The sequence below is a fragment of the Methylobacterium sp. TK26 genome, assembly GCF_055361565.1.
In genome coordinates this window covers 3,023,297-3,038,631 of sequence record NZ_CM143965.1, presented here as the reverse complement: position 1 = coordinate 3,038,631, position 15,335 = coordinate 3,023,297, and the positions used below count along the sequence as shown (strand labels likewise).

The 15,335-nt window shown below is 70.6% G+C and carries 16 protein-coding genes; 9 read left to right on the top strand and 7 right to left on the bottom strand.

From position 1 onward, the window contains the following. The first annotated feature begins 126 nt into the window (after positions 1-126). From ACXJ1Y_RS14800 to ACXJ1Y_RS14790, 3 genes are read left to right on the top strand one after another with little or no spacing between them, the layout of a single operon-like run. Positions 127-1,962 (top strand): extracellular solute-binding protein, encoded by a 1,836-nt coding sequence (locus tag ACXJ1Y_RS14800; protein ID WP_463850125.1) that lies wholly within the window; start codon positions 127-129, stop codon positions 1,960-1,962. After that, positions 1,959-3,806 carry an extracellular solute-binding protein gene (locus ACXJ1Y_RS14795; RefSeq protein ID WP_463846958.1) on the top strand — a complete coding sequence of 616 codons (1,848 nt, stop codon included), beginning with the start codon at positions 1,959-1,961 and terminating at the stop codon, positions 3,804-3,806. The genes ACXJ1Y_RS14800 and ACXJ1Y_RS14795 overlap by 4 nt, the downstream gene beginning before the upstream one ends. 4 nt (positions 3,807-3,810) lie before the next feature. Continuing rightward, the gene (locus ACXJ1Y_RS14790; protein ID WP_463846957.1) at positions 3,811-4,920 is read left to right on the top strand and encodes a microcin C ABC transporter permease YejB; all 1,110 of its coding nucleotides are present in this window, start codon (positions 3,811-3,813) and stop codon (positions 4,918-4,920) included. 1 nt (position 4,921) lies between these two features. Here ACXJ1Y_RS14790 and ACXJ1Y_RS14785 read toward each other — a convergent pair whose 3' ends face one another. Next, positions 4,922-5,383 carry an Rrf2 family transcriptional regulator gene (locus ACXJ1Y_RS14785; RefSeq protein WP_463846956.1) on the bottom strand — a complete coding sequence of 154 codons (462 nt, stop codon included), beginning with the start codon at positions 5,381-5,383 and terminating at the stop codon, positions 4,922-4,924. Between the two features lie 138 nt (positions 5,384-5,521). On the opposite strand from ACXJ1Y_RS14785, the gene ACXJ1Y_RS14780 reads away from it, so the two are divergent. Beyond that, the gene (locus ACXJ1Y_RS14780; RefSeq protein WP_463846955.1) at positions 5,522-6,025 is read left to right on the top strand and encodes a GNAT family N-acetyltransferase; all 504 of its coding nucleotides are present in this window, start codon (positions 5,522-5,524) and stop codon (positions 6,023-6,025) included. A gap of 3 nt (positions 6,026-6,028) precedes the next feature. Here the strand turns inward: ACXJ1Y_RS14780 and ACXJ1Y_RS14775 are convergent, their stop codons facing one another. Beyond that, positions 6,029-7,213, bottom strand: a complete 1,185-nt coding sequence (locus tag ACXJ1Y_RS14775; protein ID WP_463846954.1) for a multidrug effflux MFS transporter — start codon at positions 7,211-7,213, stop codon at positions 6,029-6,031. 6 nt (positions 7,214-7,219) lie between these two features. Then, on the bottom strand, positions 7,220-8,170 hold the full coding sequence (locus tag ACXJ1Y_RS14770) for a c-type cytochrome (protein WP_463846953.1): 951 nt from the start codon (positions 8,168-8,170) through the stop codon (positions 7,220-7,222). A 258-nt stretch (positions 8,171-8,428) separates the two neighbouring features. Here ACXJ1Y_RS14770 and ACXJ1Y_RS14765 point away from each other — a divergent pair, with 258 nt between their 5' ends. Together ACXJ1Y_RS14765 and ACXJ1Y_RS14760 are read left to right on the top strand one after the other, a co-directional pair. Then, positions 8,429-9,172, top strand: a complete 744-nt coding sequence (locus ACXJ1Y_RS14765; RefSeq protein ID WP_463846952.1) for a 3-deoxy-manno-octulosonate cytidylyltransferase — start codon at positions 8,429-8,431, stop codon at positions 9,170-9,172. 14 nt (positions 9,173-9,186) lie between these two features. After that, the gene (locus tag ACXJ1Y_RS14760; RefSeq protein ID WP_463846951.1) at positions 9,187-10,041 is read left to right on the top strand and encodes a prephenate dehydratase; all 855 of its coding nucleotides are present in this window, start codon (positions 9,187-9,189) and stop codon (positions 10,039-10,041) included. A 9-nt stretch (positions 10,042-10,050) separates the two neighbouring features. Here ACXJ1Y_RS14760 and ACXJ1Y_RS14755 read toward each other — a convergent pair whose 3' ends face one another. From ACXJ1Y_RS14755 to ACXJ1Y_RS14745, 3 genes are read right to left on the bottom strand one after another with little or no spacing between them, the layout of a single operon-like run. Further along, positions 10,051-10,464 (bottom strand): type II toxin-antitoxin system HicB family antitoxin, encoded by a 414-nt coding sequence (locus ACXJ1Y_RS14755; RefSeq protein WP_463846950.1) that lies wholly within the window; start codon positions 10,462-10,464, stop codon positions 10,051-10,053. 15 nt (positions 10,465-10,479) lie between these two features. After that, positions 10,480-10,734, bottom strand: a complete 255-nt coding sequence (locus ACXJ1Y_RS14750) for a type II toxin-antitoxin system HicA family toxin (RefSeq protein WP_463846949.1) — start codon at positions 10,732-10,734, stop codon at positions 10,480-10,482. Between the two features lie 18 nt (positions 10,735-10,752). Then, positions 10,753-11,478 (bottom strand): tyrosine-protein phosphatase, encoded by a 726-nt coding sequence (locus ACXJ1Y_RS14745; protein WP_463846948.1) that lies wholly within the window; start codon positions 11,476-11,478, stop codon positions 10,753-10,755. Positions 11,479-11,637: 159 nt separating this feature from the next. Between ACXJ1Y_RS14745 and ACXJ1Y_RS14740 the strand changes: the two genes are divergently transcribed. Together ACXJ1Y_RS14740 and ppa are read left to right on the top strand one after the other, a co-directional pair. Beyond that, complete coding sequence (locus tag ACXJ1Y_RS14740) at positions 11,638-12,144, top strand: GNAT family N-acetyltransferase (protein WP_463846947.1); 507 nt, start codon at positions 11,638-11,640, stop codon at positions 12,142-12,144. Positions 12,145-12,250: 106 nt separating this feature from the next. After that, positions 12,251-12,784, top strand: a complete 534-nt coding sequence (gene ppa / locus ACXJ1Y_RS14735; RefSeq protein ID WP_243953707.1) for an inorganic diphosphatase — start codon at positions 12,251-12,253, stop codon at positions 12,782-12,784. 9 nt (positions 12,785-12,793) lie between these two features. Here ppa and ACXJ1Y_RS14730 read toward each other — a convergent pair whose 3' ends face one another. Continuing rightward, entirely contained in the window at positions 12,794-14,056 is a 1,263-nt protein-coding gene (locus tag ACXJ1Y_RS14730; protein ID WP_463850124.1) for an FAD-dependent monooxygenase, read from the bottom strand. A gap of 134 nt (positions 14,057-14,190) precedes the next feature. Here ACXJ1Y_RS14730 and tesB point away from each other — a divergent pair, with 134 nt between their 5' ends. Then, positions 14,191-15,054 (top strand): acyl-CoA thioesterase II, encoded by an 864-nt coding sequence (gene tesB, locus ACXJ1Y_RS14725; RefSeq protein WP_463850123.1) that lies wholly within the window; start codon positions 14,191-14,193, stop codon positions 15,052-15,054. Positions 15,055-15,335: the final 281 nt, after the last annotated feature.

Genomic DNA, 15,335 nt, shown 5'->3' with positions numbered 1-15,335 from the left:
GCCGTCCTAAGACCCCCGGAGGGTCGGGGGCCGGAATGCCCCGCGACCGCGAGGACCGGAGGCAGCCCAAGCGTGACGCAGCCCGTGACCCGCCGCCTGTTCAATGGCACCCTTCTGGGCACTCTCCTGGCGGCCAATACGGTCGGCCGGGCCGGCGCGCAGCCCACGCCGCCCGATGCGAACGGGCAATGGACCCACGCCATGACGCTGATGGGCCAGCCGAAATACGGGCCCGACTTCACGCATTTCGACTACGCCGACCCCAAAGCCCCCAAGGGCGGCCTCGTGCGGCTCGGCTCCCAGGGCGGGTTCGACAATTTCAACATCGTGGTCTCGGGCCTGAAGGGCGACCTCGAAGGCGGCGTCCAGCAGATCTACGATACGCTGATGACCGAATCCTCGGACGAGCCCTTCACCTCCTACGGGCTCCTCGCCGAGGCGGTGCGCATTCCCCCCGATCTCGGCTCTGTCACCTACCGCCTGCGCGAGGGCGCCAAGTGGCACGACGGCAAGCCGATCACCCCCGATGACGTGGTCTGGTCGTTCGGCGTGCTGAAGGCGAATTCGCCGTTCTACGCCGCCTACTACCAGACCGTGGACAAGGCCGAGGCCACCGGCCCGCGCGAGGTGACGTTCACCTTCTCCGAGAAGGGCAACCGCGAGTTGCCGCAGGTGATCGGCCAGTTGCGGGTGCTGCCCAAGCACTGGTGGGAGGGCAAGGACGCGCAGGGCCGCCAGCGCAACCCCACCGAGACGAGCCTTGAGATTCCGCTCGGCTCCGGCCCCTACCGGCTGGAGAAGTTCGAGCCCGGCCGCACCGCGACCTATGTCCGCGTCGCCGATTACTGGGGCAAGGATCTGCCGGTGAATGCCGGCCGCAACAATTTCGGCACCGTCCGCTACGAGTATTTTCGCGACGGCACCGTGCTGGTCGAGGCCCTGAAGGGCGACCTCTACGATTTCCGCGTCGAGAACATCGCCCGCAACTGGGCGACCGCCTACGACGACTTCCCCGCCGTGAAGGACGGGCGTCTGATCAAGGAGGCCTTCCCCGACCGGGGCACGGGCATCATGCAGGCGTTCGTGTTCAACACGCGCAAGGACAAGTTCAAGGACCCGCGCGTGCGCCGGGCGTTCAACCTCGCCCTGAACTACGAGGAGATGAACAAGTCGCTGTTCTACGGCCTCTACAAGCGCATCAACTCGTACTTCTTCGGCTCGGAACTCGCCTCCTCCGGCCTGCCCGAGGGGCGTGAGCGGGAGATCCTGGAGGGCGTGAAGGACAAGGTTCCGGCCTCGATCTTCACCACGCCCTACGCCAACCCGGTCAACGACAGCCCCGAGGCGGTGCGGGCCAACCTGCGCGAGGCGGTGCGCCTCCTGCGCGAGGCCGGCTACGAGCTGAAGGGCGGCCAGATGGTCGACAAGTCCGGCACGCCGCTGACCGTCGAGTTCCTGGAGTTCCAGAACACCTTCGAGCGGGTGATCCTGCCCTTCTCGGCGCAGCTGAAGCTCATCGGCATCGGCGCGACCCTGCGGGTCATCGATCAGGCGCAGTACCAGAACCGCATCCGCAACTTCGATTTCGACATCACCACCACCGGCTGGGGCGAATCGCTCTCGCCGGGCAACGAGCAGCGCGAATACTGGGGCTCCAAGGCTGCCGACACGCCCGGCTCGCGCAACCTGATCGGCATCAAGGATCCGGCCATCGACGCCCTGATCGAGAAGGTGATCTTCGCCCCCGACCGGGAGGGCGTCATCGCCGCCACCCGCGCCCTCGACCGGGTGCTGCTGGCCCACGATTTCGTCGTGCCGCAATGGGCGTCCGACCGGCAGCGGACCCTGCGCTGGAACCGCTTCAACCGGCCGCCGATCCTGCCGCTCTACGCCAATTCCGGCTTCCCCACGACGTGGTGGTACGACGAGGCCCTGGCCGCGAAGACGGGGGCGCCCCGGTGAGGGCGACGCGGCGCGGCCTCGTCCTGGGCGGGCTGGCCGCCTCCCTGCCGCTCCCCCTGCCGGCCCGGGCCGCCGACGAAGAGCGGCACGGGCTGTCGAGCTTCGGCGACCTGAAATACCCGAAGGACTTCCGCACCTTTGATTACGTGAACCCCATGGCGCCTAAGGGCGGGCGGTTCTCGGGGCAGATCTCCGGCACGGTGGGCAACCAGTCGCTCGGCACCTTCGACACCCTGAACATCTACGTGCTGCGCGGCTCCGGCGCGGCGGGTCTCGAATTCACCTTCGACAGCCTGATGACGAGGGCGCTCGACGAGCCGGACGCGATCTACGGCCTCCTCGCCCGCTCCGTGAGCGTCAGCCAGGACGGGCTGACCTACACGTTCGAATTGCGCCCCCAGGCCCGCTTCCACGACGGCTCCCGGCTGACGGCGCAGGACGCGGCGTTCAGCCTGAAGATCCTCCGGGACAAGGGCCATCCCGAGATCGCGGAGACGATCCGCGACATGACCGACGCCCGCGCCGAGGGCGAGGGGCGCCTCGTCGTCACCTTCGCGCCGGGCCGCGCCCGCGACCTGCCGCTGATCGTGGCGCAATTGCCGGTGTTCTCCGCCGCCTATTACGCCAAGCGCGATTTCGAGGCCTCGACCCTCGACGCGCCGCTCGGCTCCGGCCCCTACCGGGTGGCGGCGGTCGATCCCGGCCGCTCCATCGGCCTGGAGCGCGTGACCGATTACTGGGCCGCCGACCTGCCGGTGAATGTCGGGCGGCACAACTTCGACAGCCTGCGCTACGAGTATTTCCGCGATCGCACGGTGGCCTTCGAGGCGTTCAAGAGCGGCGCCTTCACCTTCCGCGAGGAGTTCACCGCGCGGGTCTGGGCGACGGGCTACGATTTCCCCGCCGTGGCCGAGGGCCGGGTGGTGCGCGAGCGCGTGCCGGACGCGCGACCGAGCGGCACCCAGGGCTGGTGGATCAACGAGCGGCGGGCGAAGTTCAAGGACCCCCGGGTGCGCGAGGCCATCGGCCTGTGCTTCGACTTCGAATGGGCCAACCGCAACCTGATGTACGGGGCCTATACCCGCACGGCCTCGTTCTTCGAGAACTCGGATCTCAAGGCCACGGGCACCCCGTCGCCGGAGGAACTGACGCTCCTCGAACCCTGGCGCGGGAAGCTGCCCGCCGAGGTGTTCGGCGAGCCCTGGCTACCGCCGGTCTCGGACGGATCGGGCCAGGACCGGGCGCTCCTGAAACGCGCCGACACCCTGCTGCGGGAGGCCGGCTGCACCCGCGCCGGCAGCGAGATGCGCCTGCCCGGCGGCGAGCCCCTGACCCTCGAATTCCTGGACGACGATCCGGTCTTCCAGCCGGTGACGCAGCCCTACATCCGCAACCTCGGCCTCGTCGGCATCCGCGCGTCGAGCCGCATGGTCGATCCGTCGCAATATCAGGCGCGGCTGAAAGATTTCGACTTCGACCTCACCGCCCGGCGCTATTCCGGCGGCGTCACCCCCGGCGCGGAACTGCGTGACCTCTACGGCTCCCGCGCCGCCGCGACGCCGGGCTCCAACAACATGGCCGGCATCGAGGACCCCGTTATCGATGCGCTGCTTTCGGCCATCGCCGGGGCGGACACCCGCGCCGCGCTGACCACGGCCTGCCGCGCCCTCGACCGGGTGCTGCGCGCCGGGCGCCACTGGGTGCCGATGTGGTATGGCGACCAGCACCGCCTTGCCCTGTGGGACGTGTTCGGACGCCCGGCCACTCCGCCGAAATACGACCTCGGCGCTCCGGCGACCTGGTGGTCCGACGCCGACAAGGCCCGGCGGATCGGGCGGGAATGACCTGATGCTGAGCTACATCCTGCGCCGGATCGGCCTGATGATCCCGACCCTGTTCGGCATCATGCTGATCACCTTCGCCATCGTGCAATTCGCCCCCGGCGGCCCGGTGGAGCAGGTGCTCTCGAAGATGCAGGGGCAGAACGAGGGCGCGCTGTCCCGTGTCACCGGCGGCAACGGCGACCTCGGCGGCGGATCGCGCGGCGGCGGCAGCGGCGGGGGCGCCGCCAATTCCCGCTATCGCGGCGCGCAGGGCCTCAGCCCGGAATTCATCGCCAAGCTCGAAAAGCAGTTCGGCTTCGACAAGCCGGCGCCCGAGCGCTTCGCGATGATGATGTGGAACTACATCCGGTTCGATTTCGGCCTCAGCTACTTCCGCGACGTCAGCGTCATCCAGCTCATCCGCGAGCGGCTGCCGGTCTCGATCTCGCTCGGCCTGTGGATGACGCTCCTGTCCTACGCGATCTCGATCCCGCTCGGCATCCGCAAGGCGGTGAAGGACGGGGAGCGGTTCGACCGCTGGACCTCGGCGGTGGTGATCGTCGGCTACGCGGTGCCGGGCTTCATGTTCGGGCTGATGCTGATCATCCTGTTCGCGGGCGGCTCGTTCTACCAATGGTTCCCGCTGCGCGGCCTCACCAGCGAGGGCTGGGACAGCTTCACCCCCTGGCACAAGATCACGGATTACGCGTGGCACATGGCGCTGCCCCTCACCGCCCTGGTGATCGGCGCTTTCGCCACCTCGACCCTCCTCACCAAGAACTCGTTCCTCGATGAGATCCGCAAGCAATACGTCCTCACCGCGCGGATGAAGGGCCTGTCCGAACGCGGGGTGCTCTACGGGCACGTCTTCCGCAACGCGATGCTCATCGTCATCGCCGGCTTTCCTGGGGCCTTCATCTCGGCCTTCTTCACCGGGTCGCTCCTGATCGAGACGATCTTCTCCCTCGACGGGCTCGGGGAACTCTCGTTCCGGGCCATCGTCGGGCGGGATTACCCGGTGGTCTTCGCCACGCTCTACATCTTCTCGCTGATCGGGCTCGCCGTGAACCTGCTCTCGGACCTGATCTACGTCTGGATCGATCCGCGCATCGATTTCTCGGCGCGCGCCACCTGAGTCAGAGCACGGCCGCCTCTGGCTCCGGCGTGGGAATGCCGAGGAGGCGGGCGACTTCGCCACCCTCCGGGGCCCCGAGGAGGTCCGCCAGGGTGTAGCCGTCGAGGACGGCAAGGAACGCGCCCAGCGCCTCGCCCAAGGCGTGCTTCAGCCGGCACGGCGCGGTGATGATGCAGGCGCCCGAGGCGAAGCATTCCACGAGGGCGAGGTCGTCCTCCGTCTGGCGCACCACCTGCCCGATCACGATCCGCTCCGGCGCCATGCCGAGGCGCAGGCCGCCGCCGCGCCCGCGGATCGTGCGGACCAGCCCCAGGCGCCCGAGCTGGTGCACCACCTTGGTCAGGTGGTTCTCGGAGATGCCGTAGGCGCGGGCGATCTCGCCGATGGAGCTTTGGCCCGGCTCCCGCAGCCCCACGTAGATGAGCGTCCGCAGGCTGTAATCCGTATAGCGGGTCAGGCGCATCTTGGTCCTCTCGCGGCTCGACTTATCATCACTCGCGAGCCGGCGCCCAGGGATTCGGAGCCTGGCTCCCGACGCCGGTTTGCCGCGGCGCCCGCACACTGTTACGCGGCTCAGGTTTTTCGCGGAGCCGCCCGAGCCGTGACCTCACTCTCCCTCGTCGTCCGCCCCGAGCGGCCGGAGGACGATTCCGCCATCGCCCGCCTGGAAGCCCGCGCCTTCGGGCCGGGCCGCTTCGCCCGCACGGCCTATCGCCTGCGCGAGGGCAACCCGTACCGGCGCGATCTCGGCGTCACCGCCTCGGTCGGCAGCTTCCTCGTCGGCGCGGTGCGGATGAGCCCGGTGCAGGCGGGGGAGGCGGGCTTCCTGATGCTCGGGCCGCTCGCGGTCGATCCGAGCTTCGAGGGGCGCGGCATCGGCTCGGCCCTCACCCGCGCCGCCATCGAGGCCGCCCGCGAGGCGGGGGAGGGGCTGGTGATCCTCGTGGGCGACGCCCCCTATTACGCCCGGTTCGGCTTCGCGCCCGTGCCGCCGGGGCGCCTGACCATGCCGGGGCCGGTGGATCCGGCGCGGCTGCTCTGGCTCGAACTGCGGGAAGGGTTCGCCGCCGGCCTGTCCGGGGCGATCCTGCCGGCGCAGGGCTGAGGCTCACACCCGCCGGAGCGACAGCCCCGCGATCAGCCCGGCGGCGAGGAGCGTCAGCGCGACCGGGGCCGCCGAGGTGGCGGGCCACGCCGTCGCGGCGGCGGTGAACAGGGCTCCGAACGTCATCTGCGTGAAGCCGTAGAGGCTCGACGCGGAGCCCGCCGCGTGCGGATCGACGTTCATCAGCCCGGCCACGGCGTTGGGGCTCAGCAGGCCGACCCCGACCGCGTAGGCGAAGAGCGGGACGATCAGCGTCTCGATCGTCAGGACGCCCGACCGGTCCACGGCGAGCAGGGCCAGCGCCGACACGATGCAGATCAGGTTGCCGCTCCGCGCGCCCTGCAGGATCGAGACGCGGCGGGCGATCCGGCTCGCGATCACCGCCCCCGCGACCATGCCGAACACCACGAGCAGGCAATCGAACCCCACCTCCTGCGGCGAGCGCCCGAGGCGGTTGACCAGCAGGAACGGCGCCACCGCCAGGAAGGCGTAGAGGCTCGTGCCCGCGCAGCCCCCGGCCACGAGATAGGCGCGGGAGACGGGCATCCGCACGAGGCGGAGATAGGCCGCGAGCACCGCTGCGAGGCCCGGCAACGCCACCTTGTGCCGGTTGGTCTCCGGCAGGGTCAGCACCACCATCGCCCCGAGGAAGGCGACGAGGCCGGCGAGGACCACGAACACCGACCGCCAGCCGAAGGCGTGGCTCACCACGCCGCCGATGGCCGGGGCCAGGGCGGGGGTGAGGGTCATGGCGGTGACGAGGATGGCGAGCTTGCGGGCCGCGTCCTCACGGGTCGAGACGTCGCGCACCATCGCCCGGCCGATGACGAGGCAGGAGCAGGCGCCGAGCGACTGCATCATCCGCGCGATGAGCAGCACGCCGAGATTGGGCGCGGGAATCGCGAGCAGCAGGCCCGCGAGATAGAGGCCGAGCCCGCCGATCAGCACCGGCTGACGGCCGTAGCGGTCGGAGAGGGGGCCGTAGACCAGTTGCCCGCCCGCGAGACCGACCAGGTAGACCGTGATCGTCGATTGGATCCCGGCCGCGTCCGTGTGGAGGTCGAACGCGGCAGCGGCGAGCGCCGGCACGAAGATGTGCAGCGCCACCGTGCCCGTCATCGTCACGGCCACGAGGAGCGCCAGGGACGCCTGGCGCGGGGCGGGCCGTTCGAGAGGCTCGTCCGGCAACGGCCCTTACTTCGGCGGCGCGTTGTCGTCCTTCTTCGGAACCTGGATGTCCAGTTCCTTCGCCCGGTCGACCGCCTCGGGGTTCGCCTGCGACGGCGGCTCCTTGGTGGCCGGGGCGGACGGCGCGGTCGGCTCCGCCGGGATCACGCTCGATGGCTGGCCCTGCTGGTCGCCGTCATGGGCGTTGGCCGGCGGGGCCGGGGCGTTGCGGTCGCTGCCGTTGCCGTCCGGGCGCGGGCTGCCCGGGGGCTTCTCGATCGCCGGCTTGGCGGTGTTCGTGTCGGCCGGCTTGGCGGGCGAATCCTTGCCCTCCGAGCCCTTGTTCAGGGCCGGCTTGTCGGCGCTTGGCTTCTCGGTGGCGGGCTTCTCATCCGATTTGGCGGCGGCCGGCTGGGCGGCGGGCTTGTCCTCGGCCTTCTCGGCGGCGGGGAGCGGCTTCGGGCTGTCCGACAGGGTGCGCAGGTAGGCGATCACGTTCGCCCGCTCCTGCGGGTTGGCGATGCCCGCGAAGCCCATCTTGGTGCCCTTCGCGTAGACCTTCGGGTTCTCCAGGAACCCATCGAGGTCGGCGTAGGTCCAGCTTCCGCCCTTCTCCTTCAGGGCGGCGGAATAATCGAACCCCTCGTGGGCGGCCTTCTTGCGCTCGACCACGTCCCACAGGTCCGGGCCGACCTTGTTCGGGCCGCCCTTGTCGAAGCTGTGGCAGGCATGGCAGGCCTTGGTGCCGCCCTGGCCCTTCTCGATGTTGGCGCTGGCGAGCCGCACCGCGATGGGCTCCACCTTCGCCTCCGCGCCGGCCGCCGCGGGCTTCTCGGCCTCGGCCTCCGGCAGGTCGTAGCCCGCCTTGCCGGCCGGCTTCGGATGGTAGATCAGCTCGGCCACGAAGCCGGAGCCAGCCGCGAACAGCATGGCGCCGAGTACGGCACCGGCGATCTTGTTCACCTCGAACGAGTTCATGGGCCTCTCTACGTCCCCGGGGCCGCGCCTGCGCGGGCATACCCGGCTACTCCGCCGCACTCTGGAAGGCTTCGAGGGTGCCTTAGCCGCTTCGCCCCGACCTTGACAATGCCGCCAAGGGATAACGCAGGGTCGCGGGGGTGGCGCGCATGCAGAATTTCGCCGGTATTGTCACTGCCTTGCATCGGCCGGCCCCCAGGGACGACAACCGCCACCCGGCCTGATACAGACCCGACCGTTCCACGGACCCGCGAAGCCATGTCCGATCCCCTCGTTCTCATCCCGGCGCGACTCGCCGCCACCCGTCTCCCGAACAAGCCCCTCGCCGACATCGCGGGCGAGCCGATGATCCTCCATGTCTGGCGCCGTGCGGTGGAGGCCGGGATCGGCCCCGTCGTGGTGGCGACGGACACGCCGGAGATCGTGCAGGTGGTGGAGGCGGCGGGCGGCCTCGCGGTGCTGACGCGGCCCGACCACCCTTCCGGCTCCGACCGCCTCGCCGAGGCGCTGGAGAGCATCGACCCGGAGGGCCGGCACGACGTGGTCGTCAACGTCCAGGGCGATCTGCCGACCATCGACCCGGCGATCATCGGCGCGGCCATCCTGCCGCTGGCCGACCGCACGGTGGACATCGTCACCCTCTGCGCGCCGATCACCGACCCGGAGGAGGCGGACAACCCCAACGTGGTGAAGCTCGTCGGCCACGAGGTGGCCCCGCGCCGCCTGCGCGCCCTGTATTTCACTCGCGCCCGCGCGCCCTACGGCCCCGGCCCGCTCTGGCACCATATCGGCCTCTACGCCTACCGCCGGAAGGCGCTGACCCGATTCGTCGCCCTACCGCCGGGCGAATTGGAGACTCGCGAGAAGCTGGAGCAGCTCCGCGCCCTGGAAGCGGGCATGCGCATCGACGCGGTGGTCGTGGACGACCTGCCGCTCGGCGTCGACACCCCCGCCGACCTCGAGAAGGCGCGGGCGCTGATGCAGCGCCGCCGCCTCAACTGAACCCGCACGAGACGATGTCTGAGCGTACCATTTCCTACCAGGGCGAGCCCGGGGCCAACTCGCACATCATCTGCTCGAAGGCCTATCCGGACTGGATCCCGCTGCCCTGCCCGACCTTCGAGGACGCCTTCGCGGCGGTGACGGAGGGGCGCGCGCAGCGGGCGATGATCCCCATCGAGAACTCGCTGGCGGGCCGGGTGGCGGACATCCACCACCTGATCCCGACCTCGCCGCTGCACATCGTGGCCGAGCACTTCCTGCCGATCCACTTCCAGCTGATGGTCCTGCCGGGCACCCCGGTGGAGGCGCTGAAGAGCGTGCACAGCCATGTCCACGCGCTGGGCCAATGCCGCCGGATCATCCGCCGCCTGGGCCTGCGCTCCGTGGTGAGCGGCGACACGGCGGGCGCCGCCCGCGAGATCGCGGAAGCCGGCGATCCGAGCCGGGCGGCGCTGGCCCCGGCCATGGCGGCCGATGTCTACGGCCTCGACATCCTGATGCGCGACGTCGAGGACGCGGCCCACAACACCACGCGCTTCGTGGTGTTCTCGCCGGAGCCCGAGCCGGCCACGGGCGAGGGCGCCTTCGTGACGAGCTTCGTCTTCCGGGTGCGCAACATCCCGGCGGCGCTCTACAAGGTGCTCGGTGGCTTCGCCACGAACGGCGTGAACATGACGAAGCTCGAAAGCTACATGATCGAGGGCGAGTTCACCGCCACGCAATTCTACGCCGAGGTCGACGGCCACCCCGACGAGCCGGGCTTGCGCCGGGCGCTCGACGAACTCGGCTACTTCTCGCGGGAATTGCGGATCGTCGGGACGTACCCGGCGCACCCCTTCCGCGAGATGGCACGCCCGGCGGCGGAATAGCCGGCGGGGCTAGGGCGACCTGCGGGTTTCGGCCGACAGCGCCGCCTCGATGAAGGCGGTGCGGCTCAGGCCCCGCGCCCGCGCCGCCTCGTCGGCCCGCCGCAGCAATCCCCGGTCGAGGGTCAAGTCCACCCGCACCCGCTCGCTGGGAATCTGGTCCGGCACGACGAGCTGCGTGATCGCTCCGGCTGCCTCCGCCGTCGCGAGCGGATCGGCCTGGATCTGCGAGAGGGTGCGCGCGTCCGGGAGCGGATCGCCGTCCGCCGCGAGACAGGAGAGATGGCCCGACAGGGCCTCCTGCGCCGCCTCGACGGCGCTCTCGAAGGTCGTGCCGCTCGACACGCACCCCGCGACGTCGGGGAAGGTCACGCCCCACTCGGAGCCGTCCTCCGGCGGGTGAACGAAGGCAATGTAGGCGGTCACGTCGGCATCCCGTCGTCAGGAGTGCGAGGGCTTGTCACAACCGGCGGCCCGGAGGATCGATCGCACGGTCTTGGGGTGCATGTCCTTCTTCGGGTGGGGGATCGTGATCTTGCCCGGTTTCGTCGGGTGTTTGAAGTGGCGATGGCTTCCGGTGCTGGAATGCCAAACCCAGCCGTCCTGCTCGAGGAGGCGGATGAGGTCCCTGGAATCGGTCACCGGAACAAGTCCCCGGACGGACACGCCGCCGAACGCGACTCGTCCCGCACCCATGGGACAAGCGTAGCCTTGCTACTCCCGCCGGATCACCCGGTCCACGATCACGTCCGACCAGAAGCCCGGCCGGAAGTCGCGCTTCAGCGCCTCCGGATCGTAGACGGTCTCGACCCAGGTCAGGAAGTCGAGGCCGCGCGGCTCGCCCTCGGTGAGGTAGCGGGCGAAGAAGGCGTCGAGGATGCCGGTCTTGGCGAAGCGGAAATGGCCATAGCGGGCCGAAAGCTGGTGCGCGGCCTCGGCCACCGGGCGCCCCTCGTGCAGGATCAGGTAGAGCGCCGCCGCAAGCCCCGCCCGGTCGGCGCCCGACTTGCAGTGCATCACCGCCGGGTACTCGATCCCCGCGAAGAAGCGTTGCGCGGCCAGGATCGTCTCCCGGTCCGGGGCATCGCGGGAGCGCAGCACGAACTCCACCAGCGTCAGGCCGTGGCGCTCGCAGGCCTCGCGCTGCAGCGGCCAGGAACCGTGCTCGCGCCCGCCGCGCAGGGAAATCACCGTCCGCACCCCCTCCGCGCGGAAGCGGGCGAACTGGTGCGGGCCCGGCTGGGCCGAGCGCCACACCTGGCCCCGGCCGACCCGGTGGCGGTTAAGATAGGCGAGGCGGAACACGCCGTGGTCCACGAGCAGCATGTTGGCCCAGGCCATGAGCCGGCTGCCCGGGCCACCGATCGGCCGCTCGAAGCGGGCGATGCGGGCCATGCGGCGGGCGTAGCGCGTCTCGGGCGTGAGGAAACGTTTGAGCACGGTGGGTCCAGAATGCGAAAGCCGCCTGTACCAGCCGGCCGGTGGAGGGGCAATCGGTGCGCAAAACGGCGCCGATCTTGCCTTCACTCCGCCTGGATCGGCATCGAACCTGCACGGGTCCGGAGGTTGTTTGCCGCGAACGGACGGGAGGCCGAGCCGATGAGCACGCGCACCACGAGCATCCGCCGGGCCAGGGAGGCCGATATCGGCGGCCTGTCGACGGTGTTCGATGCGGCGTGGCGCGAGGCCTATCGCGGGATCATCCCCGGCATCGCCCTGGAAAAGATGATCGCGGCGCGGGGGCGGCCGTGGTGGCGGTCGGCCCTCGGCCGGGGGCGGCCCATCGCGCTGGTCGAGACCGGTGACAGGATCGTGGGCTACGCCGCCTACGGACGGGCCCGCAGCCGGGCGCTGGGCACCGACGGCGAGGTGGATGAACTCTACCTCCTGCCCGAATACCAGGGGATCGGCCTCGGACGGCGGCTCTTCCGTGCGATCCGCAACGACCTCGCCGATCACGGCCTCGGCCGGCTCGGCGTCTGGACGCTGGAGGATAATATTCGCGCGGGCGCCTTCTACGAAAGTATGGGTGGCCGGCGCGGGCCGCTCGTGCCGGATCGCGTGGCGGGCATCACGCTGCCCAAGGTCGGCTACATCTTCAGCTAAACGAACGGATTTCCCGCGTCGTGGCGCCTCGGCGATTTGCACCGGGCGCGCGCGTGTCTATTGAGACCCCCAGCGCGGCCATGTCCGCCACAGGGAGCGACCCCCCATGAATATCGACGCGATCTCGATCGGCAAGAATCCGCCGCATGACGTCAACGTCATCATCGAGGTGCCGCTCGGCGGAGAGCCGATCAAGTACGAGATGGACAAGGAATCCGGCGCGCTGGTCGTGGACCGGTTCCTCTACACCCCGATGTTCTACCCCGGGAACTACGGCTTCATCCCGCACACCCTCTCCGGCGACGGCGACCCCTGCGACGTGCTGATCGCCAACACCCGCGCCATCATCCCCGGCGCGATCATGAGCGCCCGCCCCGTGGGCGTGATGGTGATGCAGGACGAGGGCGGCGAGGACGAGAAGATCATCGCCGTGCCCTCGCGCCACCTGACCAAGCGCTACGACCGGGTCGAGAACTACACCGACCTGCCGGAGATCACGATCCACCAGATCCAGCACTTCTTCGAGCACTACAAGGATCTGGAGCCCGGCAAGTGGGTGAAGTTCGTCCGCTGGGGCGACAAGGAGGAGGCGCACCGCCTCATCGCCGAGGGCCTGGAGCGGGCGAAGTCCAAGGCCTGAGCCCCTTCCTCACCGCATCAGGCGCGGCACGCTCTCGCGTTGCTGCGCCGCCTCGCGGATGAAGAAGCCCTTCAGCCCCGGCAGCCGGTCCACGAGGCCGAGGCCGAGGTCGCGGGCGAGCCGGAGCGGCAGGGCGTCATTGGAGAACAGGCGGTTCAGCCCGTCCGTGGTCGCCGCCATCGCCAGCGAATCGAAGCGGCGGGCGCGCTCGTAGCCCCGCAGCACGTCGGGGCTCCCCGGATCGAGCCCCAGGCGCATCGCGTCGCCGATGCCCTCCGCGAGGGCGGCGGCGTCGGCGAGGCCGAGATTGAGCCCCTGGCCGGCGATGGGGTGGACGACGTGGGCCGCGTCGCCGAGCAGCGCCAGCCGTTCCGCCTGGAACGCCCGCGCGAGGCCGACGGACAGCGGGTAGCTGTGCGGCTCCTGTTCCAGGGCGATCTCCCCCAGGTCGAGGGTGAAGCGGCGGCCGATCTCCCCGAGCACCTCGTCCGGCGCGCCGGAGAGGAGCGCGGGCGCATCCTCCGCGCGCTCCGTCCAGACGATGGACGACCGGTGGCCGAGCGCCCCGCCGTCGCGCAGCGGCAGGATCGCGAAGGGGCCGGAGGGCAGGAAATGCTCGAAGGCCCGGCCCTCGTGCGGGCGCGCATGGGCGATGGTCGCGACGATGCCGACCTGCGGATAGGACCAGCCGACCCAGCCGATCCGGGCGGCCTCGCGCAGGCGCGAGCGGGCGCCGTCCGCGGCGACGAGGAGATCGACCTCGACGGCTTCGCCCGTGGAGAGTTCGGCGCGCATCCGGCCGCCCGCGCAGGCGGCGCGCGTCACCGCCGCCGCCGCGATGACGATCCCCTCGCGCAGGCAGGCCTCGCGGAGGGCCACGCCGAGGGGTTCGGCCTCGACCATGTGGGCGAAGGGCTCGCCGGCCTCGCGCGGGGCGTCGCCGAAACTGAGGAAGACCGGCCGCACCGGGTCCGCGACGCGGCTGTCGCTGATCTCCATGCGGGTGATCGGCTCGGCGGCGTCGGTGATCGCCTCCCAGATGCCGAGCCGGGTCAGCATCCGCCGCCCGCCCGCCGCGACGGCGTAGGCCCGGCCGCGATGGCGCTCCGGCGCGGCGCCGCCGGGATCGAGCACGCCGACGATCATCGACGCCCCGTTCTCCCGCTTGAGCGCCAGGGCGAGGGTCAGCCCGGGGAGGCCGCCTCCGGCGATCAGCACCGTGCGGCTGCCGGGCCGGGCGTTGTCCCGGGCGGAAGCGAGCGCGCTCGCCATCATCGCAAGTCTCCGTTTCCGTGAAGGCGGCGCATGGACCGCGCCTGTGCCTCAGCCTATGTCGCATCCGAAACCGGAACGGAAACCCCGGCCCAGCGGATCCTACCCGAATGTCCGACGCCGACATCGATGCGATGACCGAGGCGGTCGCCGAACTGATCGCCATCCTCGACCTGGAGCGGCTGGAGACCGACCTGTTCCGGGGCCAGAACCCCAAGACCGGCTGGCGGCGGGTCTTCGGCGGGCAGGTGGTGGCCCAGGCCCTCGTCGCGGCGACCCGCACCGTGCCGGAGGACCGGCCGGTCCATTCGCTGCACGCCTATTTCCTGCTGCCGGGCGATCCGAGGATCCCCATCGTCTACGAGGTCGAGCGCCTGCGCGACGGCCAGAGCTTCACCACCCGCCGGGTGAAGGCGATCCAGAACGGCCGGGCGATCTTCGCGACGACGGTCTCGTTCCAGATCGTGGAGGACGGCTTCACCCACCGGCCGACGATGCCCCCGGTGGCGGGGCCGGAGGGCCTGCCCGGCGGGCGGGAGATCGCCGCCGAAGCGGGGCTCGCCCTGCCGGAGGCCATCGCCGCGTATTTCGCCCGGCCCCGGCCCATCGAGCTGCGCCCGGTCGACCTGCGGCGCTATCGCGGCGGCGAGCTGCGCGAGCCGGCCTTCAACGTGTGGCTGCGTGCCGCCGCCGCCCTGCCGGACGATCCCGCCCTACACCGGGCGGTGCTGGCCTACGCCTCCGACATGACGCTGCTCGACGTGTCGCTGATCCCGCACGGGCGCTCGGTGTTCGATCCGCAGGTCCAGGCGGCGAGCCTCGACCACGCCCTGTGGTTCCACGGGCCGGTGAAGGCGGATGGCTGGCTCCTCTACGCGCAGGACAGCCCGGCCGCCGCGGGCGCGCGCGGCTTCGCGCGGGGGCAGATCTTCGACCGGGACGGCGTGCTCGTGGCCTCCGTCGCGCAGGAAGGGCTGATCCGCCCAAGGCTGGATTAAACGCACGTCGCCGACGTGTGGGGCGCGTTTCGCGTCGGCCCGGACGTTCCTTGCTCAATCTGCCTCATCCGCATGCAGTGGCGCGCGGTCGCTGCGCATTTCGCGGGCAATCGCGCGGCTAATTTGCGGGCAGGCCCTTCCAGACGGCGGGTTCCCAAGGCCGAGCTTGGCTGGCACAGTCCTTGAATGGGGTCGCACAACCGCAGGCCATTCCGGCCATGTGGACCACCCGGACCGGGGTGCCGCGCCGGTCCGGCAGCGGCAACGGATCCCAAGACGCA

Coding starts and splice junctions, on each gene's coding strand:
- ACXJ1Y_RS14790 (WP_463846957.1), top strand. CDS start 3,811: ATGCTGAGCTACATCCTGCGCCGGATCGGCCTGATGATCCCGACCCTG.
- ACXJ1Y_RS14785 (WP_463846956.1), bottom strand. CDS start 5,383: ATGCGCCTGACCCGCTATACGGATTACAGCCTGCGGACGCTCATCTAC.
- ACXJ1Y_RS14770 (WP_463846953.1), bottom strand. CDS start 8,170: ATGAACTCGTTCGAGGTGAACAAGATCGCCGGTGCCGTACTCGGCGCC.
- ACXJ1Y_RS14765 (WP_463846952.1), top strand. CDS start 8,429: ATGTCCGATCCCCTCGTTCTCATCCCGGCGCGACTCGCCGCCACCCGT.
- ACXJ1Y_RS14760 (WP_463846951.1), top strand. CDS start 9,187: ATGTCTGAGCGTACCATTTCCTACCAGGGCGAGCCCGGGGCCAACTCG.
- ACXJ1Y_RS14750 (WP_463846949.1), bottom strand. CDS start 10,734: ATGGGTGCGGGACGAGTCGCGTTCGGCGGCGTGTCCGTCCGGGGACTT.
- ACXJ1Y_RS14740 (WP_463846947.1), top strand. CDS start 11,638: ATGAGCACGCGCACCACGAGCATCCGCCGGGCCAGGGAGGCCGATATC.
- ppa (WP_243953707.1), top strand. CDS start 12,251: ATGAATATCGACGCGATCTCGATCGGCAAGAATCCGCCGCATGACGTC.
- ACXJ1Y_RS14730 (WP_463850124.1), bottom strand. CDS start 14,056: ATGGCGAGCGCGCTCGCTTCCGCCCGGGACAACGCCCGGCCCGGCAGC.
- tesB (WP_463850123.1), top strand. CDS start 14,191: ATGACCGAGGCGGTCGCCGAACTGATCGCCATCCTCGACCTGGAGCGG.